General features: G+C 48.1%; 24 protein-coding genes. 3 read left to right on the forward strand and 21 right to left on the reverse strand.

Going from position 1 to position 23406, the window contains the following annotated elements:
• Positions 1-26: 26 nt before the first annotated feature.
• From IV45_RS00400 to IV45_RS00485, 18 genes are all read right to left on the reverse strand, one after another.
• A complete protein-coding gene (locus IV45_RS00400; RefSeq protein ID WP_057739546.1) occupies positions 27-1265 on the reverse strand; it encodes a hypothetical protein in 1239 nt (412 codons plus the stop codon).
• A gap of 16 nt (positions 1266-1281) precedes the next feature.
• On the reverse strand, positions 1282-1512 hold the full coding sequence (locus IV45_RS00405; RefSeq protein ID WP_157051179.1) for a DUF1146 family protein: 231 nt from the start codon (positions 1510-1512) through the stop codon (positions 1282-1284).
• A 167-nt stretch (positions 1513-1679) separates the two neighbouring features.
• Positions 1680-2111, reverse strand: a complete 432-nt coding sequence (locus tag IV45_RS00410) for a F0F1 ATP synthase subunit epsilon (RefSeq protein ID WP_057739547.1) — start codon at positions 2109-2111, stop codon at positions 1680-1682.
• An 11-nt stretch (positions 2112-2122) separates the two neighbouring features.
• On the reverse strand, positions 2123-3550 hold the full coding sequence (gene atpD, locus IV45_RS00415) for a F0F1 ATP synthase subunit beta (RefSeq protein WP_057739549.1): 1428 nt from the start codon (positions 3548-3550) through the stop codon (positions 2123-2125).
• A gap of 18 nt (positions 3551-3568) precedes the next feature.
• Positions 3569-4498 carry a F0F1 ATP synthase subunit gamma gene (locus IV45_RS00420; RefSeq protein WP_057739551.1) on the reverse strand — a complete coding sequence of 310 codons (930 nt, stop codon included), beginning with the start codon at positions 4496-4498 and terminating at the stop codon, positions 3569-3571.
• A 32-nt stretch (positions 4499-4530) separates the two neighbouring features.
• Positions 4531-6105 carry a F0F1 ATP synthase subunit alpha gene (gene atpA / locus IV45_RS00425; protein ID WP_057739555.1) on the reverse strand — a complete coding sequence of 525 codons (1575 nt, stop codon included), beginning with the start codon at positions 6103-6105 and terminating at the stop codon, positions 4531-4533.
• A 27-nt stretch (positions 6106-6132) separates the two neighbouring features.
• Entirely contained in the window at positions 6133-6678 is a 546-nt protein-coding gene (gene atpH, locus IV45_RS00430; protein ID WP_057739557.1) for an ATP synthase F1 subunit delta, read from the reverse strand.
• Positions 6668-7177, reverse strand: a complete 510-nt coding sequence (gene atpF / locus IV45_RS00435) for a F0F1 ATP synthase subunit B (protein WP_057739558.1) — start codon at positions 7175-7177, stop codon at positions 6668-6670. Before atpF ends, atpH begins: the two co-directional genes overlap by 11 nt.
• Before the next feature lie 38 nt (positions 7178-7215).
• Complete coding sequence (gene atpE / locus IV45_RS00440; protein ID WP_057739561.1) at positions 7216-7428, reverse strand: F0F1 ATP synthase subunit C; 213 nt, start codon at positions 7426-7428, stop codon at positions 7216-7218.
• 23 nt (positions 7429-7451) lie between these two features.
• On the reverse strand, positions 7452-8162 hold the full coding sequence (gene atpB, locus IV45_RS00445) for a F0F1 ATP synthase subunit A (protein WP_057739563.1): 711 nt from the start codon (positions 8160-8162) through the stop codon (positions 7452-7454).
• A 210-nt stretch (positions 8163-8372) separates the two neighbouring features.
• The gene (locus IV45_RS00450; protein WP_057739565.1) at positions 8373-9638 is read right to left on the reverse strand and encodes a uracil-xanthine permease family protein; all 1266 of its coding nucleotides are present in this window, start codon (positions 9636-9638) and stop codon (positions 8373-8375) included.
• 141 nt (positions 9639-9779) lie between these two features.
• Complete coding sequence (locus tag IV45_RS00455; protein WP_057739567.1) at positions 9780-10553, reverse strand: YibE/F family protein; 774 nt, start codon at positions 10551-10553, stop codon at positions 9780-9782.
• Positions 10540-11667, reverse strand: a complete 1128-nt coding sequence (locus tag IV45_RS00460; protein WP_057739570.1) for a YibE/F family protein — start codon at positions 11665-11667, stop codon at positions 10540-10542. Before IV45_RS00460 ends, IV45_RS00455 begins: the two co-directional genes overlap by 14 nt.
• Positions 11668-11747: 80 nt before the next feature.
• Positions 11748-12383, reverse strand: a complete 636-nt coding sequence (gene upp, locus IV45_RS00465; RefSeq protein ID WP_057739572.1) for a uracil phosphoribosyltransferase — start codon at positions 12381-12383, stop codon at positions 11748-11750.
• A gap of 86 nt (positions 12384-12469) precedes the next feature.
• Positions 12470-13492: an L-threonylcarbamoyladenylate synthase gene (locus IV45_RS00470; protein ID WP_057739574.1), complete on the reverse strand. Its 1023-nt coding sequence runs from the start codon at positions 13490-13492 to the stop codon at positions 12470-12472.
• Between the two features lie 11 nt (positions 13493-13503).
• Positions 13504-14352, reverse strand: a complete 849-nt coding sequence (gene prmC, locus IV45_RS00475) for a peptide chain release factor N(5)-glutamine methyltransferase (protein WP_057739576.1) — start codon at positions 14350-14352, stop codon at positions 13504-13506.
• Positions 14345-15427 carry a peptide chain release factor 1 gene (prfA, locus tag IV45_RS00480; protein WP_191980003.1) on the reverse strand — a complete coding sequence of 361 codons (1083 nt, stop codon included), beginning with the start codon at positions 15425-15427 and terminating at the stop codon, positions 14345-14347. Before prfA ends, prmC begins: the two co-directional genes overlap by 8 nt.
• Positions 15428-15435: 8 nt before the next feature.
• Positions 15436-16026: a thymidine kinase gene (locus IV45_RS00485; protein WP_057739580.1), complete on the reverse strand. Its 591-nt coding sequence runs from the start codon at positions 16024-16026 to the stop codon at positions 15436-15438.
• Between the two features lie 215 nt (positions 16027-16241).
• Here IV45_RS00485 and IV45_RS00490 point away from each other — a divergent pair, with 215 nt between their 5' ends.
• From IV45_RS00490 to IV45_RS00500, 3 genes are read left to right on the forward strand one after another with little or no spacing between them, the layout of a single operon-like run.
• Complete coding sequence (locus IV45_RS00490) at positions 16242-17576, forward strand: Mur ligase family protein (RefSeq protein WP_057739582.1); 1335 nt, start codon at positions 16242-16244, stop codon at positions 17574-17576.
• A 5-nt stretch (positions 17577-17581) separates the two neighbouring features.
• Positions 17582-18313, forward strand: a complete 732-nt coding sequence (locus tag IV45_RS00495; RefSeq protein WP_057739584.1) for a type 1 glutamine amidotransferase — start codon at positions 17582-17584, stop codon at positions 18311-18313.
• A gap of 13 nt (positions 18314-18326) precedes the next feature.
• Positions 18327-18635 (forward strand): hypothetical protein, encoded by a 309-nt coding sequence (locus IV45_RS00500; protein WP_057739586.1) that lies wholly within the window; start codon positions 18327-18329, stop codon positions 18633-18635.
• A 44-nt stretch (positions 18636-18679) separates the two neighbouring features.
• On the opposite strand, the gene IV45_RS00505 is transcribed toward IV45_RS00500, so the two are convergent.
• From IV45_RS00505 to IV45_RS00515, 3 genes are read right to left on the reverse strand one after another with little or no spacing between them, the layout of a single operon-like run.
• Positions 18680-19711 carry a serine hydrolase domain-containing protein gene (locus tag IV45_RS00505; RefSeq protein ID WP_057739588.1) on the reverse strand — a complete coding sequence of 344 codons (1032 nt, stop codon included), beginning with the start codon at positions 19709-19711 and terminating at the stop codon, positions 18680-18682.
• 10 nt (positions 19712-19721) lie between these two features.
• Complete coding sequence (locus IV45_RS00510; protein WP_057739590.1) at positions 19722-21554, reverse strand: ABC transporter ATP-binding protein; 1833 nt, start codon at positions 21552-21554, stop codon at positions 19722-19724.
• A complete protein-coding gene (locus tag IV45_RS00515) occupies positions 21547-23280 on the reverse strand; it encodes an ABC transporter ATP-binding protein (protein ID WP_057739592.1) in 1734 nt (577 codons plus the stop codon). The genes IV45_RS00510 and IV45_RS00515 overlap by 8 nt, the downstream gene beginning before the upstream one ends.
• Positions 23281-23406 lie beyond the last annotated feature (126 nt).

Here is a 23406-nt window from a genome sequence, read left to right on the forward strand (position 1 = left end):
ACGTCTGTGTCCTAGTCAACACTGAACTAATCGAAGCTAATCTGGATGTCAGCACCCAATTCGATCAGTTGATCCAGCAGATGGTCAAAACTTTCACCTGCTGGTTCGGCCGGCGTTAACGTGACCGATTGCTTATCTGCCAGACCCATCGTCAAAGCGGCGAGGCCAACTAAAGCATTCGGCGTCGCAATCTCATCAGGCAGATCAAACTGGCCGCCATTTAGCGTCAAAATACCGTTCTTAAAACTAGCATCAACGCTTTCGGTCACCGACTTGATTGCGGCCCGACATTCCTTGGGACAGTGCCAAACCTGGCTTTTGCCTAGGGCATGCAGCTGCAAAGCTAACAGGGCGACCATCAAATAACGGTTGCACTGCTGGCTCAACGTTGGCATCACGTTCTGTGGCAGCAAAACGTGAGTACCAATGATCCGGACCCCGTTCCGCTGCACGACTAACGTATTGCCCATCTTCTCCAGGTGGTTCATCACTAAACGTAAATGGATGGCTGAGGCTCCTTCGACGAAAACATCACCGCCAGTCAAAGCCCCCATCACGAGGTAAGCGCCGGCCTCATCTTGGTCGTCCAACGCATAGTAGTCGGTTGAATGCAAGAAAGTTACGCCTTGGATACGGATCGTATTGGTCCCCGCACCGTGAACTCGGGCGCCCATCTTGTTCAGGATCTTTGCCAGTTCAAAAATTGCTGGTGAGTAAGGCGGGTTATTCAGAACCGTAATCCCCTGTGCCATAGTGGCGGCCATCATGAGGGCCAAGACACTCTCCAGACTTTTGCCGACCAGAGAAATCACTGTGCCCTTCAGATAATCTGCTTGAATATGGAAACCATTGCGTCGCTCTTCTACGTGCGCACCCATCATTGCCAACAACTGCACTAATTCAACGATCAATTGACTGTTGGCCGGATCTAAGCCATTATCCACCAGGTCAACTTGGCGGCAGCGAGCCAAGATTGAACCGGCTGCCAACAGCGACTGCCCGCTCAACGGTACCGGCTGCAAGTGCTGGGTGATATCCATTTTCAAAACATGTTGGCGACGATCAAAGAGCACTGCGCCCTTGATGGATCGCAGTAACTTAATCATCGTCGTAATCGAAGCAGTGGCTGGCACATTATCGACAATGACCGTGCCGCTGGTCGACAAAATTGCGGCTGCCTGGATGGCCAAAATGGTTTGTTGATCACCACTTAAGGTTACTTTTCCATGCAGTTCTTGGTTCCCATTAATAACTAACTTACTCATCTCAAAGCCTCAACGTTTAATGCCACATATTCAAAGCGCCGTGCAGAATCACGAAAAACTCCGCAAAAAAACTGCCACAGGCGCTGCCGATGGCGATTGATAAAACCACGATCAACCATCTTAATCCTTCCGGCGGGCGGCGAAAAAAGTTTTCTAAGTGAAAGCTACGCAATGCGCGCAGGGTAACCATGATGAATAATAATTGCAAAATCAGTGTCAGTATCGACTGCATCCCTTCAAACTGCATTGTGAACGCCTCCTAACCTAACCATGATACCACTTGTCCAAATGTGACCTATTTGTCTGTACCGATTTTAAACGATAGTTAAAGAAGTAACCAACGATTAACGCAAAAAGGCTCTTAAAGTTCACCTAAATGAACTCTAAGAGCCTAAAAGTTTTTCCTAGATGACCTTATTTCAGGTTTCCAGAAACACGCAGACGGTTCAATGCACGAGCTAAGTGGACTTGACCACGTGACAATTCATCGGGGTCATGAACCTCCTTAGCATGGGCAATCGTCTTTTCAGCGCGAGATTTAGCATTTTGTGCCCGTGAAACATCAATCTGTTCACGGAGTTCGGCACTGTCAGCCACCACTGTAGCCTTATTGCCATCAAACCGAACGTAGCCACCGTTAACGGCGACTTCGGTATCATCGGCTTGGCTGTCAGCATGTTTGAGGGTGAGTCGACCAATTGCTAGGGCTGCGATCATCGGCAAGTGATTAGCCATGAAGCCTAATTCACCGTCATCCGTCGTAACCACCAGCATGGTGCTGGTATCATCAAAGACTGTGCCATCTGGGGTGACAATGGTAACGTTAAATGTTGCCGCATCAGCCATAGTCATCCCTCCTATTTCTCGTTAGCTTCTTCGTGTTCCTGTTTCATCTTCTTGGCCTTGGCCACTGCGTCATCAATGGTCCCAACCAAACGGAATGCTTCTTCTGGCAGGTCGTCATACTTACCTTCCAGAATTTCCTTGAAGTCCTTAACCGTTTCCTTCAGTGGAACATAGGTACCAGGCGTCCCGGTAAATTGTTCCGCAACACTGAAGCTTTGGGACAGGAAGTTTTGAATCCGCCGTGCACGTGCAACGATCGTCTTTTCTTCGTCAGACAGTTCATCCATCCCTAAGATAGAAATGATGTCTTGCAGTTCGTGATAACGTTGCAGAACGTGTTGAACACCGGTAGCAACTTCATAGTGTTCCTTACCAACAATTTCTGGTGCCAAAGCAGTTGAAGTTGAGGCAAGTGGGTCCACGGCTGGATAAATACCAATTTGCGTCAACCGACGTTCCAGGTTGGTAGTGGCATCCAAGTGGGCAAAAGTCGTTGCAGGTGCTGGGTCGGTGTAGTCATCGGCTGGCACATAAACGGCTTGAATAGAAGTAATGGAACCCTTCTTGGTTGAAGTAATCCGTTCCTGTAACTGACCCATTTCAGTAGCCAGCGTTGGTTGATAACCAACGGCTGAAGGAATCCGGCCTAACAGGGCAGAAACTTCTGAACCGGCTTGGGTGAACCGGAAAATGTTGTCGATAAACAGCAGCACATCTTGGCCCTTAACGTCACGGAAGTATTCCGCAATGGTCAAACCAGTCAAGGCAACCCGCATACGGGCACCTGGTGGTTCGTTCATTTGACCATAAACCATGGCCGTCTTGTCCAGAACACCAGAGCCTTTCATTTCGTAGTACATGTCGTTACCTTCACGACTACGTTCACCAACACCGGTGAATACAGAAATACCATTGTGACCTTGTGCAATGTTGTGAATTAACTCTTGAATCAGAACGGTCTTACCAACACCGGCACCGCCGAACAGACCAATCTTACCACCACGAACATAAGGTGCCAGGAGGTCAATAACCTTAATCCCGGTTTCCAGAATTTCAGTGTTGTTGTTCAGTTCAGTGTACTTTGGTGCGTCACGGTGAATTGGCATCCGCTTAGCGTCAGGCCCGAATTCAGGGCCACCATCAATTGGTTCACCCAGAACGTTAAATACCCGTCCCAGAGTATCATCACCAACTGGCACGCTAATGGAAGCACCAGTGTTTTCAACTTCCATCCCACGGGTTAATCCATCGGTACCGTCCATGGCAATCGTCCGTACAACCCCATCACCAAGTTCAAGGGCAACTTCGACCGTCAAGGTATCATCCTTAGCCTTGTGGATCTTTAATGCCGTGTTAATGTCAGGAAGCTTTTCATCCAAGGGAAACTCAACATCGACAACTGGTCCAATAACTTGAACAACTTTACCAGTAGTACTCATGTGTTTCCTCCATCTCCATTAATTATCTTCTGCGGTCATCCCACCAGTAATTTCGGTAATCTCAGTGGTAATGGCAGCTTGACGAGCCCGGTTATACTGCAGCTGCAACGTCGAAATGATATCACTGGCGTTGTCAGAAGCAGACCGCATCGCGTTGGCACTGGAGGCATGTTCGGACGTTTTGGCATCCAGAATGGCTCCATAGACCAAACTATTAGCGTATTGCGGAACTAAGACAGAAATCATCTTAGTCAAATCGGGTTCCAATTCATATTCAGATTCAATCTCACTTGTAACCTTTTCACTGGTTTCTTCTTCCAGTGAATTAGGTGAAATCGGCAGGAATAACTCCGACTTTTCGTGGGAAATGATCCGGTTAACGTAATGACTGTATGATACATACAGCTGATCATAAACACCGTCACGATACAATTTCACGGCCTTACGTACAATCCCGCGCACCTCGGTGTAGGATGGCACGTCGCTAATGCCCGTGTATTCGTAAACGACATTCATGCCACGTTTCTTAAAGAATTCGCTCCCATTTTTACCAATGGTGAGAAAAACTGTGTTATCAGCATTCAAGTGATGTTTAGCCATCATATCCATCGTCGCTTTGATGACGTTACTGTTGTAACTGCCAACTAAGCCACGGTCAGAAGTGATCACTAACACCCCAACCTTCTTAACCTCACGCTGGGCAAAAAGGCTGCTGATCCGTTCATCAATCTTTGAGTCCTCATCCTGCTCACGCAATTGCGCGATGTGGGATTTAACCAGACTTGCCAAGATCGCACGGACCTGACTCTCATATGCTTGATAAGTTTTGGTGTGATGTTGAACCTGGTTCAATTTGGCCGTAGATACCATTTGCATGGCAGTAGTAATCTGCCGTGTACTGCGTGTCGACTCTAATTTCCGCTTAACAGCAGCTAAAGAAGCTGGCACTATATCTCACCGTCCTTTCTACAGGTTCAAACTTAATTGTTTGCATCCTCTGAATCATCAGAATTGTCAGAAGCTTCGTCAGCTTTTTCACTCTTCTTCTGATCAGAAGTCTTGAAAGTCTCCTTGAAGTCGCTGATAGCCTTATCCAAGCTGTCGCCTTCAGGAAGCTTACCAGTGGACTTAATCTGGTCATACAAGTCTTGGTGGTTAGCCCGCATGTAGTTGGCTAATTCACTTTCGAAGCGTTGAATGTCATCTACCGGAACATTGTCCAGGTAGCTGTGACTCAATGCATACAGCGTAACAACTTGTTGTTCCACTGGTTGTGGTTCATGCAGACCTTGCTTCAATACTTCCATGGTCCGCTGACCACGAGCCAGCCGGGCTTGCGTTTCGGAGTCCAGGTCGGAACCGAATTGCGCAAATGAAGCCAGTTCGTTGTAGGAAGCAATATCCAGACGCAAGGTACCGGCAACCTTCTTCATAGCCTTGATTTGGGCGTCACCACCAACACGAGAAACAGAAGTCCCGGCATCAATGGCTGGCCGTTGACCGGCATAGAAGGAATCCGCATCCAAGAAGATTTGACCATCGGTGATGGAAATAACGTTGGTTGGAATATATGCGGAAACGTCACCAGCTTGGGTTTGAATGATTGGCAAAGCAGTCATTGAACCACCACCCAAGTCGTCAGACAAACGTGCAGCACGTTCCAGTAACCGTGAGTGGGTGTAGAAAATATCACCAGGATAAGCTTCACGGCCAGGTGGACGCCGCAGAATTAAGGAAAGTTCACGATAAGCATCGGCTTGTTTTGAAAGGTCATCGTACACGATCAAAACATCCTTGCCGTTGTACATGAATTCCTCACCCATGGCAGCACCGGCATATGGTGCAATGTACAGCAGTGGTGCTGGGTTGGAAGCACTAGCTGAGACCACGATGGTGTAGTCTAAGGCGCCATACTTACGTAAGGTTTCAACTGAAGCTTTAACAGTTGATTCCTTTTGACCAATGGCGACATAGACACAAATCATGTTTTGATTCTTTTGGTTAATGATTGTATCAAGGGCGATCGAAGTCTTACCAGTCTTCCGGTCACCAATGATCAATTCACGTTGTCCCCGGCCAATCGGAACTAAGGCGTCAATCACCTTAATACCGGTTTGAACAGGAACAGAAACACTTTTACGCTCCATAACGTCTGGGGCTTTGTGTTCAATTGGACGAGTCTTATCAGTCTTAATCTCACCTAAGCCGTCAAGTGGGCGCCCAAGTGGGTCCACAACCCGGCCCAGCAGTTGATCACCAACTGGGACTTCCATGATCCGGCCAGTCCGTTTAACGGTATCGCCTTCACGAATGCCCGTAAAATCACCCAGAACAACAATACCAACGTTGTTAGATTCAAGGTTTTGGGCCATCCCATAGACTCCATTACTAAATTCTAGCAGTTCGCCGGCCATGGCATTTTCCAAACCATCGGCACGAGCAACACCGTCACCAACGTAGGTAACGGTACCAGTTTCCTGGACAGAAATGGAATCTTCGTAGTTGGCGAGCTGTTTCTTGATGAGTGAACTGATTTCCTCAGTTTTAATGCTCATACAAATCTCACCTCTATCAAGTACACACTAATTGTTAACAAGCAAGCGGCGCATCTCCTGCAATTTGGTGTTGACGCTGCCATCCAGGGTTTGGCCCCCGACATGAACAATCGCGCCCCCAATAATTGAAGGATCCACCTTTTCATCCAAAACAACTTCTTTGGCGTCAAAACGTTTTGCCAGTGCTTCGGACATTTCCTTACGTCGTTTTTCGTCAAGTTGCACGGCTGTGACGACCACAGCATGAATTCGCTTGATCAAAGCATCATACTGTTTCTCAAACTCATCAATGATTGCAACCATGTCGTTAATCCGACCATAATCAAAGACCATCTGAATCAGGTTGGCAACATACTTAGATGCCCCCTGCTTCAAATCAGAAATCAGGCCCTTTTTTTGGCCCACAGATAAACTGGTTCCGTTCAGAGCCGAAAGCAATCCTGGATTGTCCTTAAAGACATCCCGCAGACTGCTGAGTTCTTGACTCGTTTGCTTTAATTGGTCGTCTGCTTGTGCAAGCTCAATGAGTGCCTTAGCATAACGCCCTGCAACCGTTTTTTGATCAAGACTCATGTTTTACCAGCCCTTCAATATAGGAATCAATTAATTCTTGCTGATCATCCGCATTTAACTGCTTCTTAATCAGTTTCGACGCAATCTCAATCGATAGGTTTGCAACGTCATCTTTAGCACCCTTCAGTGCGTCTTGACGTGCTTGTTCAGCGTCACGTTGTGCTTGTTCTTGAATAGTACGAGCATCGTTATGAGCATCATCAATAATCTTGCTGCGCAGATCTTGGCCGTTTTTCCGTGCGTCATCAACGATCTTCGTGGCTTCCGCCTTGGAGCCCTTCAATTCTTCTTGACGTTGAGCAGCCAATTTGGCAGCTTCTTTACGGTTATTTGTTGCATTGTCAATATCATTGGCAATCTTATCGGCCCGCTTTTTCATCATGTCCGTGACTGGCTTCCAAGCAAAATGCCAAACTAGAATCGTCATGATGAGAAATGAAATCAGGTAAAAGAGCATGTCACCCATGTACAGCTGATTAGATTGTGCAAGAACTTGCATCAATTGACACCTCCTTTCCTATTCTTAATGATTGCTGATTACTTATTCATAACCATGAAGGCAACAACAATCGCCAGAATAGGAACGGCTTCAATCAGACCAACACCGATAAACATGGTGGTCCGTAATTGACCAGCAATTTGTGGCTGACGTGCCATTGAATCGATAGTATGTGAAATAACCAATCCGTTACCATAACCAGCAGCAAGTGCGGCAGCAGCAGCGGCAATACCAGCAGCAATTGTACCCATTTTAATTCCTCCTAAAAATGTGGCTAATCTCCATAAACCTTCCTAGAGATATAAACCGTAGTTAATGTTACAAAGACATAAGCTTGAATAGCCCCGATAAATACTGAGAAGCCTTGCCAGATCATTTCAATTGGCAGTGCCACAATGATTGTTGGCCAACCATGTGAAAATGCCAATTTGCCAACCAAGCCTAACAGCAATTCACCGGCATAGATGTTACCAAAGATACGTAAACCAAGCGTCAGGAAGTTAGAGCATTCCTCAATCAGGTTAACTGGCAGCATCAAAGCATTTGGCGATACCAGTTCACTCAGATAACCCTTTAACCCCTTAAACATAACACCAGAATAATGGCTTAATGTCAGAACGACAAAAGAAAACGTCAAGGTAACAATCGGGTCAGCAGTTGAACTCTTAATCAACTCATGTCCATTCCAGCCAACTTGTAGAATCAAGCCTAACTGGTTAGCGATGAACAGAAAAACAAATAGAATAAATGCAAAGAAGCTATATACACTAGCAACCTCTTGTGACATTTGTGCACGCACAATGCTGTTAGTAAAATCAATGATCCACTCCATTACATTTTGTCCGCCTTTCGGCTTCATCTGGATATGACGTGACAGTCCGAACAAGAAGAAGAACACGATTAGCATGATTAACAAGCCAGACAACATGTTCGTAATATTAAAAGTCAGGCCGCCAAGATTAAAAGTGTACGCATCACCACCCATTCATATCTCACCTCTTTCCTTATAACAAATAGGGTCTGTAAACTTGAGTCAAGGTTTGCTTACTCAAATTACAGACCTAAATATATCATCTTTAAAGGCAAATATCAAAACCGATTAAAACGCTGTCATGCCTGTCAACGTTGATATTAGCGGATTTAATTGATAAATGTTTAAATTTTAATCCGGTTCTAATAACCTTCTCAGATATAATTATTCGTTCCCCGCTTTTTCAGGCAAAACCAAGTTCAGAATCACACCTAAAACAGCGGCAACGGCCAGGCCTGAGAATTGATACTCGCCCAGTTGAAGGTATGCATTCCCAATCCCGATGACCAAGATCACCGATGAAATCATCAGGTTGCGCTTCTTATTGAAGTCAATCTTGTGTTCAACCATGACCCGCATCCCGCTGGAGGCAATGACCCCGAACAGGAGGAAGGAAATACCACCAATTACCGGTGACGGAATGGATTCGATTAAAGCACTCAGCTTACCCACGAAGGCAAAGAAGATGGCAAACATAGCCGCGCCCATCAAAACGTAGACACTGTGCACCCGAGTGATGGCCAGGACACCAATGTTTTCACCGTAACTGGTAACCGGGGGCCCACCAACGAAACCGGCAATGATCGATGCTGTCCCATCACCAGCCAGCGTGTGGTTCAAACCTGGATCCTTGAAGAAGTTACGATCGGTCAATTCGTTTAAGACCATGATGTGACCCATGTGTTCCGTCATCGTGACGAATGCGATCGGCGCCATACTGAAGATTGCACCCCAATAAACGCGCGGATGGTAAGTCAGAAACGGCACTTGGAAGTCTGGCAGGCTGAACCAGTGAGCACTCATTACTGGCCCAAAGTTTACGATGCCAAAGAAGCAGGCAATAACGTAGCCGCAGACAATCCCTAAAAGGATCGGTACCAGACCTAAAAAGCCCTTCAAATACATGTTGAAGATGATCGTAATGAGCAGGGTCAGCATGGCAACTGCAAAGTAGCGCAGGTCGTAATGGGAACCGTTCATCGTCGCATCTTTAGCGGCAGTGCCGGCCAGCGACAAACCAATGACCATGACAATTGGGCCCACAACGATCGGGGGCAGGACGCGGTCAATCCAGTTCGAACCGACCAGACTGACAATCAATGAGACAATCAAATAGACACAGCCAACAGCGACGGTCCCTTGAGCAATGCCCGGGTAGCCAGTCGTCTTCATCAAAGCCATCATCGGTACGACAAAGGAGAAGCTGGAGCCCATGTAGGCAGGGATCTTATGCTTGGTAATCAACAAATAAATCAGCGTGCCCACACCGGAACTAAACAGCGCAATGCCTGGATTCAACCCGACTAAGATCGGAACCAGCACTGTCGATCCAAACATCGAGAACATGTGTTGCAACGATAAACCGAACCATTGTCCCAAGCGGGGCCGTTCGTCAACGTCCAGCACCACGTCCGGTCGTTTCTTTGACATAAACTTACCATCCTTTCAAAAAAAGTCCCTGGATCCACTAGACCCAAGGACTTTTATAAAGGACGCACTCCGCCCCGTATTTCATCTTTGGGGCCTCACTGGACCCGATTAAAGACTCAAGCTATTCACATTGTGACCACTCTACTGTTTTTCCTCGTGCTTGTCAAGGTGTTTATGAAAGTGATAAACGCATAGCAAGGTCGCCGATGGAACCGTTAACACTACTCCGATAAAGGATATCAAGACGGTAATCAGTTCAGCAACAAAAATTCGGTTGTTAATGATTGTGCCCAGCGAATAATCCAGGCCCACAAACCACACAAGCAAAGCCAACAGTCCACCAAAGAAGCCAAAGAAGAGCGTGTTCAGCGTGGTCCCGATGATCTGTTGGCCAATCGTGAAACCACCGTTCAACAGCGAAGTAATACTTTGGGTAGCATCCGAACGCATCATTGCAAAAACACCAGTGGCAATGGCCATCGCGGCTTCCGCAATCGCGCCCAGCACACTCAGCAAGGTGACCATCGTTGCCACTTTGGCATAGTTGATGCCGATCAAAACCGACATACCTTCCAGTTCCCCGCTGTCCTCATTGGCAAATCCGGGAACTTGCGCAAAATGTTCAACCACTAAGACCAGCGACAATAAGCAAATGAAGATCACAAAGGCAGCGAAGAAGGCCGCCCTGGCTACCTCCAAATCGTTGGTTCCCATAAAGATGGTGACGGCTAAAATACAAACGCTCAATCCCAAGGTCACTGCCAATGGGGGCACGTGAAAGTCAACCAAAATTAAGGCTAAAAAGAAGAGGCCAAAGTTGACCAGCAGGCTGAGAAAGGAAAGCCAACCCTGCCGGCCGCCAACAATCAACATCAACACCAATAGTACTAATCCCAGTACGTTAATCGTTGACACTTTCGTCACTCCCTTTCAATACGTAGGCAATCAAGGTACTGATTAAAGGCACGTTGATCACAATCCCAATGCCGGCCGCTAAACTCTGCACCATTCCTAAGCACATGCTCATGTCAAAGGTGTAGCCCCATGAATTGCCGTTCTTCAGGTAAAGCAGCGCACAGGTGAAGGTACTGGCAAAGAAAATCAATAACAAAACGTTGATCAAGGGACCCATGACGGACTTCCCCACCTGCATGCCGGCCTTGAAGAGCTTCTTGAAACCAGCCCGTTGATCGACACGTTTCAGTTCGAACACGGTGGCTACGACATCACTGCTCTCATCCATGACGGCCCCAAGAGAACCCAGCAAGATCTCAGCGATGAACAATGTCCGCGGGTTCTGGGTGACATACTGCATTGATTCGTAGTAGATCCCTTTTTGGTTGGTCAGGGCCATAACAACTAAACAAATTCCCAGCGAAACGAATGTGGATAATAAGGTCGCCACCATCGCTAACAACGACTGGAGGTTGGCGCCAAAGACCAGCAAGAGGGTCACGATGGTGAAAATCACCGCCAACAAACTGAAGATCAACACCACATGGCTTGCCTGCAAGCGCAGGTTGACGCTAATTGCGCCTAAGATCAAGCCAAAGTTCAAAACAACTGACAAGGCCGCTCGAGCACCAGCGCTCCCCAATAAGAGGATCAATGCGGATAAGGCCAGCCACAGCAAAAAGACCAGGATGGTATCCCGTTTGAGGCCATTCAGGCTGGCACTGTATCCGTGACGATCATGGTTGATCTGTGACAAGAATCCCTCCTGACCGACACGGTAATGTTGATCAAGCGCGCCCGAAGCAGAGTAACGGTTGTGGACCTGGACGATTTTTCCCTTATAACGGCCGTTCATCACCTTGACCGTCAGCTTTTGGGTCATCTGGTAGTCAACGTTCTTAAACTCATCCGTTCGTTTGTGCCGGCTTGTTTCCTTTACCGTCAGCACCCGGCCAATGGGTTGGCGATACAGGAACTGGTCATGAGCCGTGAACAGGATTAAAGCGAGACCCACCACAAGGAGAAACAGCGCTAGCCATGCCTTTTTTGGATGTGTCTTAAAAAATTGAGTCATATTAGACAGTACCCCTATCAGAAACAGAAAAACCTCCGTACACGGAAAACCGGACGGAGGTTAATAGCATTTAATTTATGCTACTTGGTACCAAAGAGACGGTCACCAGCATCACCCAAACCAGGTACGATGTAGCCATTTTCGTTCAGATGGTCATCTAAGGCACAGGTGTAAATATCAACATCTGGGTAAGTGGACCGAACCGCCTTAACACCTTCAGGAGCAGCAACCAAGCAAGCAAACTTCATGTTCTTTTCTTGGCAGCCACGCTTCTTCAAGGCACCAATTGCATCGATGGCAGAACCACCAGTGGCCAGCATTGGGTCAACGATGAACAGTTGCCGTTCCGTAATGTCATTTGGCAGCTTAACGAAGTATTCGTGCGGCTTCAACGTCTTTTCATCACGATACATCCCAATGAAACCAATTTTAGCAGCTGGAATCAGCTCGGTCATTCCATCCACCATGCCTAAGCCTGCCCGCAGGATTGGTACAATGGCAACTTTCTTGCCCGCTAATTCCTTTTGTGTAGTCTTAGCAATTGGAGTCTCAACTTCAACGTCCTTTAACGGCATGGAACGAGAAACCTCATAAGCCATCAGTGTAGCTATTTCACGTACAGTCTCCCGAAATACCTTTGTTCCAACATGTTTGTCCCGAATCATCGTCAACTTATGCTGAATCAATGGATGGTCTAAGACTTCAAATTTTGCCATGATGCAAACACTCCTTTTTGATTTCTCAACTATTGTACCAAAAAGCAGCAGCCATGACTGACGTAAATTTAAAAAAAGCAGGTTTTCTACTGCCGATCAGCAAAGTGCATGCCGCCAGCAGATTTATTCAGCCGATTCATGTAAGCAACCCCAAGACCCTTTGCTGGGAATGCCTGGGTCACAATAGCTTTGATCCGTGGTTCGGTATCAAAATGACGAAGGCCATCAAACAGCTCCGCACTGGCGCTAACCACATCGTCGCCTAAGCTGAACGGTTCAGCATTGTCGGCCCAATCCTGCTGAGCCAAGATGTCGCTGGTGGCCATGACCCCAACTGGGTAGCTTAGACTCTTAATCCAATTGGCAACATCCGCCCAGTCGTCACTTGGATCAACAATGTAAACCTGAGCTGCCGGGGCATAGTGCTTATACTTCATGCCAGGAGCCTTTGGAATTTCGTTTTTACCGACGTGGTGGTGGTTGTTTTCAATACTGCCGATCACGCTCTCGATATCTTCTTTGGTGACGGCACCGGGCCGCAAAATCGTTGGTTGGTCAGTCGACATGTCCAAGACCGTCGATTCAACCCCCACTTGGGTCGGGCCATCATCCAGGATGCCCTTGATCTTGCCATGCAAGTCATGGTAAACATGCTGGGCCGTCGTTGGGCTCGGCTTGCCAGACGTGTTAGCAGATGGTCCCACCATTGGGACGCCCGCGCGCCGAATCAATTCGATCGTGGCTTGGTTGTTAGGAAAACGGAAGGCCACCGTCGACAGGCCACCCGTAACCGTCTTAGACAAAGAGCCTGGCTTGATTTTCAGGATAATCGTCAAAGAGCCTGGCCAGAAATGCTTCATCAGTTTCCAGGCCTTATCGGGAATTTCGGCCGCATACTTTTCCACCATATCAATTGAAGCAACGTGAACGATCAGTGGGTTATCGCTTGGCCGTCCCTTAGCTTTGTAGACCTGTTTAACGGCATCTTCATTAGTTGCATCCGCCCCTAAGCCATAAACGGTTTCGGTCGGAAAGGCAACCAGCTGACCGTCACGTAGATCCTTAGCCGCCGCATCGATTTCTTTAAAATGATAAATCTTAGTATCCATCAAGCTTCCTCCTAACGAAAGTTCCATGCCTGAATCATTCGCATCTTGTCAGCTTCGTCATGCCGGGTTTCAATCTCGGCTTGCGGATTTAGGCGCTTTAGCAATTCTTGAATTGTCTCTTCCTGGTCATAGCCGGTTTCACCAAACAAACGGCCATTTGGTGTCAGATGGCGTGCCGCCTCAGCAAACAAGCGATGGTAGAAGCCCAAGCCGTTTTCCGAAGCAAACAATGCCAGCGGCGGCTCGTACTTCAATACTGACTGGTCCATCTGGTCAACCGCGCTGGGTGAAACATAGGGCGGGTTCGTGACGATGACGTCGAACTTTTCATCTTCCAAAGCTGAAAACAGGTCACTTTCTTGCACCGGCAGATTGGTGCCGTGAAGGCGTTGGTTAGCCTGCGCCACCCGCAGTGCGTCGGCAGAAATGTCACTCAGCATGACCTGCCAATTGGGCCGCTCCAGCTTCAAGGTGATCCCAATGACGCCACTCCCGGTTCCCAGATCCAAAACTTTTAACGGCTGGTCTTTTGGCATGTCTTTCAACACCCATTCGACCAGGTCCTCGGTCTCGGGTTCGGGAATCAGCACATCTGGGCTAATGACGAAGGTCCGGTTGAAGAACGGGGCCTTGCCCACAATGTATTGAACGGGTTCATCTTCGGCCACCCGCTTAATGGCGCGACAAAAACGTTTTTGTTCATCGGCCGGCATCGGATCACGATGGTGCATTAAAAGAGTCGTTGTGTCCCAATCATGCAGCATCTTGAGCAAAAACTCCGGTGCATACGGATCTTTGCCCCGGCTTTTTAAATAATCAACTGCCCAGCGCTGGGCTTGCAGGTAATTCCAATTATTCATCACGGAGTTGCTCCAGCTTCTTGGCCTGGTCGGCAACAATTAATGCTTCGATGATTTCATCTAAGTCGCCATCCATTACCTTGTCCAACTTGTTCAGGGTTAAACCGATGCGGTGATCAGTGACCCGGTTTTGCGGATAGTTGTAAGTCCGGATCCGTTCTGAACGATCACCAGTACCAATTGCGTCCTTACGCTGTTTATCGTAAGCACTCTGTTCCTTTTGCTGATAGTAATCGTAAACCCGGGCCTTCAAAATCCGCATGGCCTTCGCACGGTTCTGCTGTTGTGACCGTTCATCCTGCATTGCAACCACAATCCCGGTTGGCAAGTGGGTCATCCGGACAGCTGACGAGGTCTTGTTGACGTGTTGACCACCGGCACCAGATGAACGGTAGACATCCACCCGAATATCCTTAGGGTCCAAGTCAATCTGGACATCCTCTTCTTCCGGCAACACACCAACCGTCGCAGTGGAGGTGTGAACCCGGCCGGCAGATTCGGTAACGGGAACCCGCTGAACACGGTGCGCCCCATTTTCGAACTTCAACTTGGAATAAACCTTGTCACCGGTAATCATCAACACGATTTCCTTGAAGCCACCGACTTCAGTTTCCGTCTTATCAATGACTTCGACCTTCCAGCCTTGCCGTTCAGCGTAGTGGAGGTACATGTTGTATAAATCGGCCGCAAACAAGCTGGCTTCATCACCACCGGCGGCACCCCGAATTTCCATGATGATGTTCTTGTCGTCATTCGGATCTTTCGGAATCAGCAATACTTCCAGTTCCTTTTCCAATTTGGCCTGACGATCACGGGATTCGGAAAGCTCATCCTTCGTCATGGCCGTCAAGTCCGGATCATCCGTCTCACGCAGCAGGTCTTCATCATCCTTGATCGTCTGCGTCACTTTTTGGTATTCGTGGTACTTTTCAACCGTTTCACGCAAACTGCCCTCTTCCTTCGACAGCTTCATGAAACGCTTGGTGTCAGCGATAACGGAAGGGTCGCTGATCAATTCGTTCAGCTCGTCATAACGGTCAGCCACCGCTTGGAGCTTATCGAAAATTTCGTTCATTTCCATTATTATTCATTCTCCTCTACATTTTTAAGATCGGGGTGAAAATAATGCTTCCGGCACACGGGATAGTAGGACTCATTTCCACCAATCTGCACTTGATCGCCTTCATAGACTGGTTTGCCATTATGAATGCGCAGGTTCATCGTTGCCTTGTGGGGGCAGAACCAGCAAATCGTCTTCATTTCTTCAATCTTATCTGCGTACAGCAAAAGGTATTTGGAACCCTCGAACAACTCGTTCTTGAAGTCATTCTTCAGACCAAACGTCATGACGGGGATGTTCAAATCATCCACTATATGGCAAAGCTGCAACACGTGCTGCTTGGTCAGAAACTGGGCTTCGTCAATCAAGACACAGTAAATCCGATGATCAAGCGACTTCACTAGTTTGAAAATATCGGTGTCATTTAATACGGGGGTCACCTTCCGCTTCAGACCGATCCGGCTGGCGATTACACCTCGGCCGGCCCGGGTGTCGACCCCACTGGTCATCAATTCCACCGGCTTGTTTTGTTCCTCATAGTTATGGGCAACTTTCAGAATATCGATCGACTTGCCAGAGTTCATCGCACCGTATTTAAAAAATAGTTGTGCCACTGTTTTCACCTTTCTAACGCATAGTGCATATAATTATAGCTGATTTCCGGTCCCTTGAAAATATATTCGGACCACTTTCACCTTTTCCTATCATAGCACCGCTTAGCTTCATGCCAACAGCCAATCTATTAAGAGAGCGGATACTTTCAATTTTTGCTTATAACGGTTAAAATTAGAATTTACGAACACTTATGATTTTTGGAAGGATTATTAACATGTCTTTAAAGAGTTCTTTTGCTGAGTTTGCCGGCCGTTCAAGCTACTGGGTGCTCCATAACTTGTTTCACGGCGGCAGCTCTTTGCCTGGCAAGATCACTTTGAAATTAGATCCCAACATTCTCCAAGCATTTAGCAAACGTTACGATTTGATCATCGTGACCGGTACTAATGGTAAAACCCTGACCACAGCATTGACCGTCCGGGTGGCTAAGGAAAAGTACCCGTCAGTCTTGACAAACCCTTCTGGCTCCAACATGGAACAAGGGGTCGTCACCGCCTTCATCACCGGTCCGCGTCCCCACAAGAAGGGCCTGGCCGTCTTGGAAATCGATGAAGCCTATGTCGTCAGAATCACCCGCTACATTAAGCCCATCGCGATTGTGATGACCAACCTCTTCCGTGACCAGATGGATCGTTACGGTGAAATCTACACCACCTATGACAAGATCTTAGCGGGAGTCAAGCTAGCACCAAAGGCCACCATCATCGCTAACGGTGACGACCAGATCTTCAACACGAAGAAGTTGCCTAATCCGGTCATCTACTACGGTTTCAACCATGAACACCATGATGACATTAAGGCGCCGGCAAACACTGACGGACTATTGTGTCCCAAGTGCCACCACATCCTGCACTACCATGCAATTTCTTATGCCAACCTGGGCAACTATTTCTGCCCACACTGTGGATTCCACCGTCCTGAGTTGACTCACCAAGTCACCGCACTAGGCAAAATGACGCCTACCAGCTCCGACTTTGAAATCGATGGTCATAAGATGCACATTGGCGTTGGTGGTCTCTATAACATCTACAACGCCCTTGCCGCTTATTCCGTTGGCCGTTTCTTAGGTATTGACCCAACGAAGATTCAACAGGCCTTCATGGGTGATGAACGGGTCTTCGGTCGGCAAGAAATCATTCACGTGGGTAATAAGGATGTGACCTTAATCCTCGTGAAGAATCCGGTGGGCTTGAACCAAGTGCTCGACATGATCACGACTGACCCTGAACCGTTCAGCTTTGGTTTCTTGTTGAACGCCAACTACGCCGATGGGATCGACACCAGCTGGATTTGGGATGGTCATTTTGAAAAACTACTGGATTACCCAATCGCCCAATACTTAACCGGTGGCGAACGTTACCGTGATATCAGCACCCGTCTGCGGATGGCCGGCGTCGACCAGATCCATGAAGAACCCGACCTGACCAAGGTACTGGAACAGATTCCGAACATGCCAACGAAACACATCTATTTATTGTCTTCGTACACGGCAATGCTGCAGATGCGTAAGTTAATGAAGGAAAAAGGATTTATTAAATCAGGGAGGTAGAAAAGATGGCAAAATATCATTTGCGCCTCGCCCATTTCTACGGCGACCTAATGAATACTTACGGTGATATTGGCAACATCATTGCATTACGTTACTACGCCAAGATGATGGATGCAGACATTGCCGTTGATGTCATCAGTATCGACGATCAGTTCAATCCTGATGATTATGACCTGGCCCTTTTCGGCGGTGGCCAAGACTATGAACAGATGGTGGTCTCAAAGGACTTACCAAGCAAGAAGGCCGGCATTGAGAAGTTCATCAACGATGGCAAGCCGTTTTTGGCAGTCTGTGGTGGTTACCAACTGTTGGGCAAGTACTACGTGGGTGCCGATGGAGAAAAGATTCCGGGCATTGGCGTTTTAGACCACTACACGACCACGCAAAGTTCTCACCGTTCGGCCATGGAAAACCAGAGTCGTTTCATTGGTAACGTATTGATCAAAGACCCACGCACCGGTGAAGAATACCATGGCTTTGAAAACCACAACGGCCGGACCTTCCTGGGTAAGGATGAACAGCCTTTAGGGATCGTTGAACAAGGTCACGGCAACAATGGTGAGGACAAGACTGAAGGTGCCGTTTACAAGAACACTTATTGCACCTACTTCCACGGTCCCATCTTGACCCGTAACGGTGAGATTGCCAAGAAGATGCTTTTAGCTGCATTGAAGAATCGTTACCCAGATGCGGACCTGAGCCAAGCAGAAGCATTGCAGATTGCACCAACTTTCTAAGAAGGTGGAATTCATGAACGCAGTTTTCATTACAATCATGACTTTGGTGTTCGTCGTCGAATCCTTCTGGGAATACCGCTTGTTTGTCCAACTTTCAGCGGTTTTACAAGAGATCGGTGCCAAGGATGACGACGAGCAACGCCACGTCAAGAGCGTGTTGGTGATGGATCGTCGCTGGAACTGGCTTTCCTGGATTTTAATCATCGGAATCCTCGTAGTGCCAACCAGTCAGGCCATGCCGTTCACCTGTTTTCTGGTCCTATTAGAAACATTGATGCTCATGCGCCTCGACCGTGTCAAACGGCGCTATGTCGACCAATAAAGAAAAAGAATCAGCTTTGCAATCAAAGCTGATTCTTTTTTTGTTTATGCATCTTTGTCCATTAAATAGGCGGCAATAATTCGTGCCCGCCAATCCAAGAAGGCTTCATTGGCAGCAGTTGGGTGAACTCGGTTGGACAAGAAAACCAAGCCTGCATCCGCCTGCCGGTCCAAAATCATGAAGGTACCCGTAAAACCAGGGTGAAAAATCATAGTGTGGTGATCGTCTGCATGCGAATGGAGCAATTTCCAACCAAATGCCCGATTGTGCAGCCCACTCAACGGTGTTTGGTCAATAAACATCATCTGCAGAGTATCTTCAGACAGCAAGCCGTCTAAGTGATCTTCAATCAACAAGCGGCCGTACTTGGTTAAGCCGTCAATGCTGGCAAACAGGCCAGCACTGCCACACTGGGGCCCCAAGATCGCCGCTTTCGGATCGTGAACCGTTCCCCGGATCAAGCCCCCACGAGCAGAGTTGACCTCAGTTGGCACGGCGCGCTGTTTATCGGGATGAAAAGTCATCTCGTCTTCAAGACCTAAGTGCTCAATCACCAGTTTTTGAGCCAACTGTTGGATCGGTTGACCAGTAATGCGTTGAGCAATCAAACCCAGGTAGACATAGCCAATGTCTGTGTAAGCGATGTTCAAGCCCAAGTTGTGACCAATATGCTCCTGCGTCAACAAGGCATGGATCAAATCGGAAGCCGCCAATTCGTTACGGTGTGGAATGTAACCCTCAATGGCCGCAGTATGCGTGAGTAAGTGACGAATCGTTACCTCTCGATTCTGAATTTCCGGCAAGTATTTTTGCACCGGATCGTCCATCCGCAATTCATGCTTCTGCATCAGCCAGGCAATCACTGGGGTCGTGGCCACCACTTTGGTCAACGAAGCCAGGTCGTACAGCATGCCATCGCGCAAGTCCTCGTTCTTTGGAACCAGTTGAGCCTTGCCAACAACGGCCTTTTCTTGCTGAGAATGATCAAAAATCACGTAAGACATGCCAGGAACCACCCCGGCTTGATACATTGCGTTCATTAAATCAATTGTGTGTTGATAACGCGTATCTGTCATCTTCGTCTCCCTAGTCTGCCAACTGATTGCCCATAAATTGACTATTGTAAAGGTCGGCATAGAAGCCATTTGCCTTCAGCAATGACTCGTGCGTCCCGGTTTCGATGATCCGGCCGTGATTCATCACGATGATCTGATCGGCATTCTGGATCGTCGACAAACGGTGGGCAACCACAAAACTGGTCCGGTTCTGCTGCAGCCGTTCCATTGCCGATTGGATCTGCTCTTCCGTCCGTGTGTCAACCGAACTCGTGGCTTCATCCAAAATCAGGATTTCAGGGTTGGCCAGAAAAGCCCGCGCAATCGTCAACAGCTGCCGTTGCCCCTGCGAAATGTTCGATGCCGATTCGTTCAGGATGGTATCGTAACCGTCTGGCAGTGAGCGAATGAAGTCGTCGGCGTGGGCCATCTTAGCAGCAGCCACCACCTCTTCGTCACTTGCATCTTCACGACCGTACTTAATGTTATCAAAGATCGTCCCGGTAAATAGCCAAGTATCTTGCAGAACCATCGCAATATGTTTACGCAGTCCCGGCCTGGTCAACGCCCGGGTATCATGACCACGGTAATAGATATGGCCACCCTTTACCTCGTAGAAACGTTCCAACAGGTTGATAATCGTCGTCTTACCGGCACCAGTAGGACCAACAATGGCAACCATTTTGTTCTCTGGCACCTTCAGATTGAAGTCTTCAATCAACGGCTGGTCTTCCTCATAACTGAATTGGACGTGGTCGAATACCAGCTCGTCACCGGCGTCAACTTTGGCTGCCTGATTGTGCAGCTGCGTATCCATTTCCGGTTCGTCCAAAATGGCAAAGATCCGTTCTGCTGAAGCAATCGTCTGCTGGATCGTACTAGCCAGGTTGGCAATCTGACTGATCGGTTGTGAGAACTGGTTGGTATATTGCAGAAAGGCTTGGACATTCCCCAAAGAGATTTGTCCGTGGGCAACTTGAATGGCCCCTACTACCGCGACCATTAGATAACCGGCATTGCGGACAAAGTTCATGCAGGGCCAGATTAGAATGGAAAAGAACTGGGCTTTCCAAGCAGCCTGATAGTATTCTTTGTTATTCTCAGCAAAAGCCTTTTCTTCATCGGGTTCATGGTTGAATACCCGGACAATCGTGTGCCCGTTGTACACTTCTTCCACTTGACCGTTGATTTTACCGAGACTGTCCTGCTGGCGCTTGAACAACCGTTGGGCAACTGGTGCAACGAAGCCGACGACCAACAAACTCATCGGCACGGTAATGCAGGCCACCAGGGTTAACTTCCAGCTGATGGAGATCATTAACGCCAAAACACCAATGAAGGTGATCGCACTGGTAATAATCTGGATCAGGCTCTGCTGAATGGTCCCGGCAATGTTATCCATATCGTTGACCATCCGGCTCATGATGTCACCGTTCTGGTGGGTGTCGTAAAAGCTAACCGGCACGCGTGCCATCTTCTGCTTCAAATCTTGACGGAGGTTAAACACAACACGTTGGGAAATCTTGGTCATCAGGGCCTGTTGACCAAATGAGAAGAGACCTGAAAAAGCATACAGGGCCACCACGATGATGGCGATGTGCCCGATCTTGGTGAAGTCAATCGGCATCCGGCTCAAATGGGCTCCGGCACGCATTTGCGCATAGCCCTTCATCAGGCCTTCATAAATGGTCGTCGTTGCTTCACCTAAGATTTTCGGCGCCATGATTGATAACAGAACCGACACAATGGCCATGATCACTGACAAGATCACGCCCCAGCGCCAAGGCCCCAGATAGGAGATCAGCCGCTTAGTTGTCGGCCAGAATGCTTGTGGTTTTTCATGTCCACGACGATGATTATGCATTCTTATGACCTCCCTTCAATTGTGAATCCAGAATTTCTTGATATACCCGGTTGTGGGCCTTCAATTCAGCATGGGTGCCTTGACCGGCTACCTCACCGTCATCCAAGACAATGATCGTGTCCGCATCCGCAACCGTGGAAATTCGTTGTGCGACAATCACCATCACGGCCTTCTTCATTGCTGGGTCGGCCTTCAGTGCCAGCCGCAACTTCGCATCCGTCTTGAAGTCCAAAGCGGAGAAAGAGTCATCAAAGATATAGATGGAAGCCGGTTTAATAATGGTCCGCGCAATGGCCAACCGCTGTCGCTGACCACCAGAGAAGTTAGCCCCATCTTGTTCAACGACCGCATCCAATCCGCCAGCGTCTTTAACAAAGTCTGCCGCCTGGGCAACTTTTAGCGCGTGCCAGATTTGTTCATCGCTCGCGTGGGGTAAACCAAATTGCATGTTGGAACGGATGGTACCGCTGAAGAGCACGGCTTTCTGTTGAGTGATCGAAATCAGACGGTGGAGGTCATGCTGAGTCAACTTACTAATGTCTTCCCCGTTGACCTTAATCGTCCCGGAATCCGTATTGAAGAGGCGTGGGATCAGGTTGACCAAAGTGGACTTCCCGGATCCCGTTCCCCCGATGATCGCCAAAGTTTGACCAGCCTTTACCTGACAGGAGAGGTCGTTCAAAGCCAGCTTCTCCGCCGATTCATAACGGAAAGATACATGGTCGAAAGTGAGTGATGCTGGTTGATTAGGATCAACTGTCACTGGTGATTGAGGATCTTGGATCGTTAATGGATGATCAAGCACTGCATTAACCCGCTTGGCAGACGCCTGGGCACGCGGAATGAAGACGAAAATCATCGACAGCATCATGAAGCTGATCAAGATCTGCGTTGAATAGGTCATGAAAGCAATCAAATCACCAATGTTCATCGTCATTCTGGCAATCAGCTTGGCACCCAGCCAGACGATCCCAACGTTGGTAAAGGACAGAATCAGTGTCATGACGGGGAACATGCAGGAAACGATGATGAAGGCCTTCGTACTGGTGGAAGTGTAGTCTTCATTGGCCACCCGAAAGCGTTCCTGTTCGCGCTGATCCTGATTGAAGGCCCGAATCACCCGCACACCGGTTAATCCTTCCCGAAAAATCAGGTTGATCCGGTCGGTTTTCTGCTGAATACTCCTAAATAACGGCACCGCAAAATACATGATTAAAACCACGGCGACTCCCAGCAGTGGCAGAGAGATCCAGAACACCCGTGACAAACGCGGTTCACGGTTGAAAGCCAGCACTGATGCCGCCACCAGCATGATTGGGGATTGCAGCATCATCCGCAATACTTGGACCATCACGTTTTGAATCTGCACAATGTCGTTAGTGGACCGCGTGATTAATGAAGAATCACCAAACTTGTTGACGTCTTCGCTGGAAAAGTTCAACACGTGGGCAAAAATCTTTTTACGCAGTTTGGCACCAACTTTCATCGCCTGGGTCGAGGCAAAATATACATTACCAGCGGCCACCAGCAGGCCAATGGCGGCAACGAGCAGCATCATGCCACCCATGTGCCAGATGTAGTTGATATCGTGTTTTAATACCCCTTTATTGATCAAGTCAGAGGTAATTGTCGGTAAATATAAGTCCGCAGCCACTTGGGCACATAGAAAAATGACTGCCAGCATTGTCGGCAGCCACTCTAAATTACGGCGAGCAATTTTCAGCAATTTTACGACCTCCAATTTAAGTAATAGGATTATTCTACTCCAAATCAGAGTTCTTTAAAAAAGATACGACTAAAAAAGGATTAGGCGTTACTCACGTCTAATCCTTTTTTGATTCTTTTAATTCTC

The organism is Limosilactobacillus secaliphilus (genome assembly GCF_001437055.1).
Taxonomy (GTDB): Bacteria; Bacillota; Bacilli; order Lactobacillales; family Lactobacillaceae; genus Limosilactobacillus; species Limosilactobacillus secaliphilus.

Excerpts from the sequence above, each read along its gene's own strand:
- IV45_RS00400 (WP_057739546.1), bottom strand. The coding sequence starts at position 1,265 with ATGAGTAAGTTAGTTATTAATGGGAACCAAGAACTGCATGGAAAAGTA.
- IV45_RS00405 (WP_157051179.1), bottom strand. The coding sequence starts at position 1,512 with ATGCAGTTTGAAGGGATGCAGTCGATACTGACACTGATTTTGCAATTA.
- IV45_RS00410 (WP_057739547.1), bottom strand. The coding sequence starts at position 2,111 with ATGGCTGATGCGGCAACATTTAACGTTACCATTGTCACCCCAGATGGC.
- atpD (WP_057739549.1), bottom strand. The coding sequence starts at position 3,550 with ATGAGTACTACTGGTAAAGTTGTTCAAGTTATTGGACCAGTTGTCGAT.
- atpA (WP_057739555.1), bottom strand. The coding sequence starts at position 6,105 with ATGAGCATTAAAACTGAGGAAATCAGTTCACTCATCAAGAAACAGCTC.
- atpH (WP_057739557.1), bottom strand. The coding sequence starts at position 6,678 with ATGAGTCTTGATCAAAAAACGGTTGCAGGGCGTTATGCTAAGGCACTC.
- atpF (WP_057739558.1), bottom strand. The coding sequence starts at position 7,177 with ATGCAAGTTCTTGCACAATCTAATCAGCTGTACATGGGTGACATGCTC.
- atpE (WP_057739561.1), bottom strand. The coding sequence starts at position 7,428 with ATGGGTACAATTGCTGCTGGTATTGCCGCTGCTGCTGCCGCACTTGCT.
- atpB (WP_057739563.1), bottom strand. The coding sequence starts at position 8,162 with ATGGGTGGTGATGCGTACACTTTTAATCTTGGCGGCCTGACTTTTAAT.
- IV45_RS00450 (WP_057739565.1), bottom strand. The coding sequence starts at position 9,638 with ATGTCAAAGAAACGACCGGACGTGGTGCTGGACGTTGACGAACGGCCC.
- IV45_RS00460 (WP_057739570.1), bottom strand. The coding sequence starts at position 11,667 with ATGACTCAATTTTTTAAGACACATCCAAAAAAGGCATGGCTAGCGCTG.
- upp (WP_057739572.1), bottom strand. The coding sequence starts at position 12,383 with ATGGCAAAATTTGAAGTCTTAGACCATCCATTGATTCAGCATAAGTTG.
- IV45_RS00470 (WP_057739574.1), bottom strand. The coding sequence starts at position 13,492 with ATGGATACTAAGATTTATCATTTTAAAGAAATCGATGCGGCGGCTAAG.
- prmC (WP_057739576.1), bottom strand. The coding sequence starts at position 14,352 with ATGAATAATTGGAATTACCTGCAAGCCCAGCGCTGGGCAGTTGATTAT.
- prfA (WP_191980003.1), bottom strand. The coding sequence starts at position 15,427 with ATGAACGAAATTTTCGATAAGCTCCAAGCGGTGGCTGACCGTTATGAC.
- IV45_RS00490 (WP_057739582.1), top strand. The coding sequence starts at position 16,242 with ATGTCTTTAAAGAGTTCTTTTGCTGAGTTTGCCGGCCGTTCAAGCTAC.
- IV45_RS00495 (WP_057739584.1), top strand. The coding sequence starts at position 17,582 with ATGGCAAAATATCATTTGCGCCTCGCCCATTTCTACGGCGACCTAATG.
- IV45_RS00500 (WP_057739586.1), top strand. The coding sequence starts at position 18,327 with ATGAACGCAGTTTTCATTACAATCATGACTTTGGTGTTCGTCGTCGAA.
- IV45_RS00505 (WP_057739588.1), bottom strand. The coding sequence starts at position 19,711 with ATGACAGATACGCGTTATCAACACACAATTGATTTAATGAACGCAATG.
- IV45_RS00510 (WP_057739590.1), bottom strand. The coding sequence starts at position 21,554 with ATGCATAATCATCGTCGTGGACATGAAAAACCACAAGCATTCTGGCCG.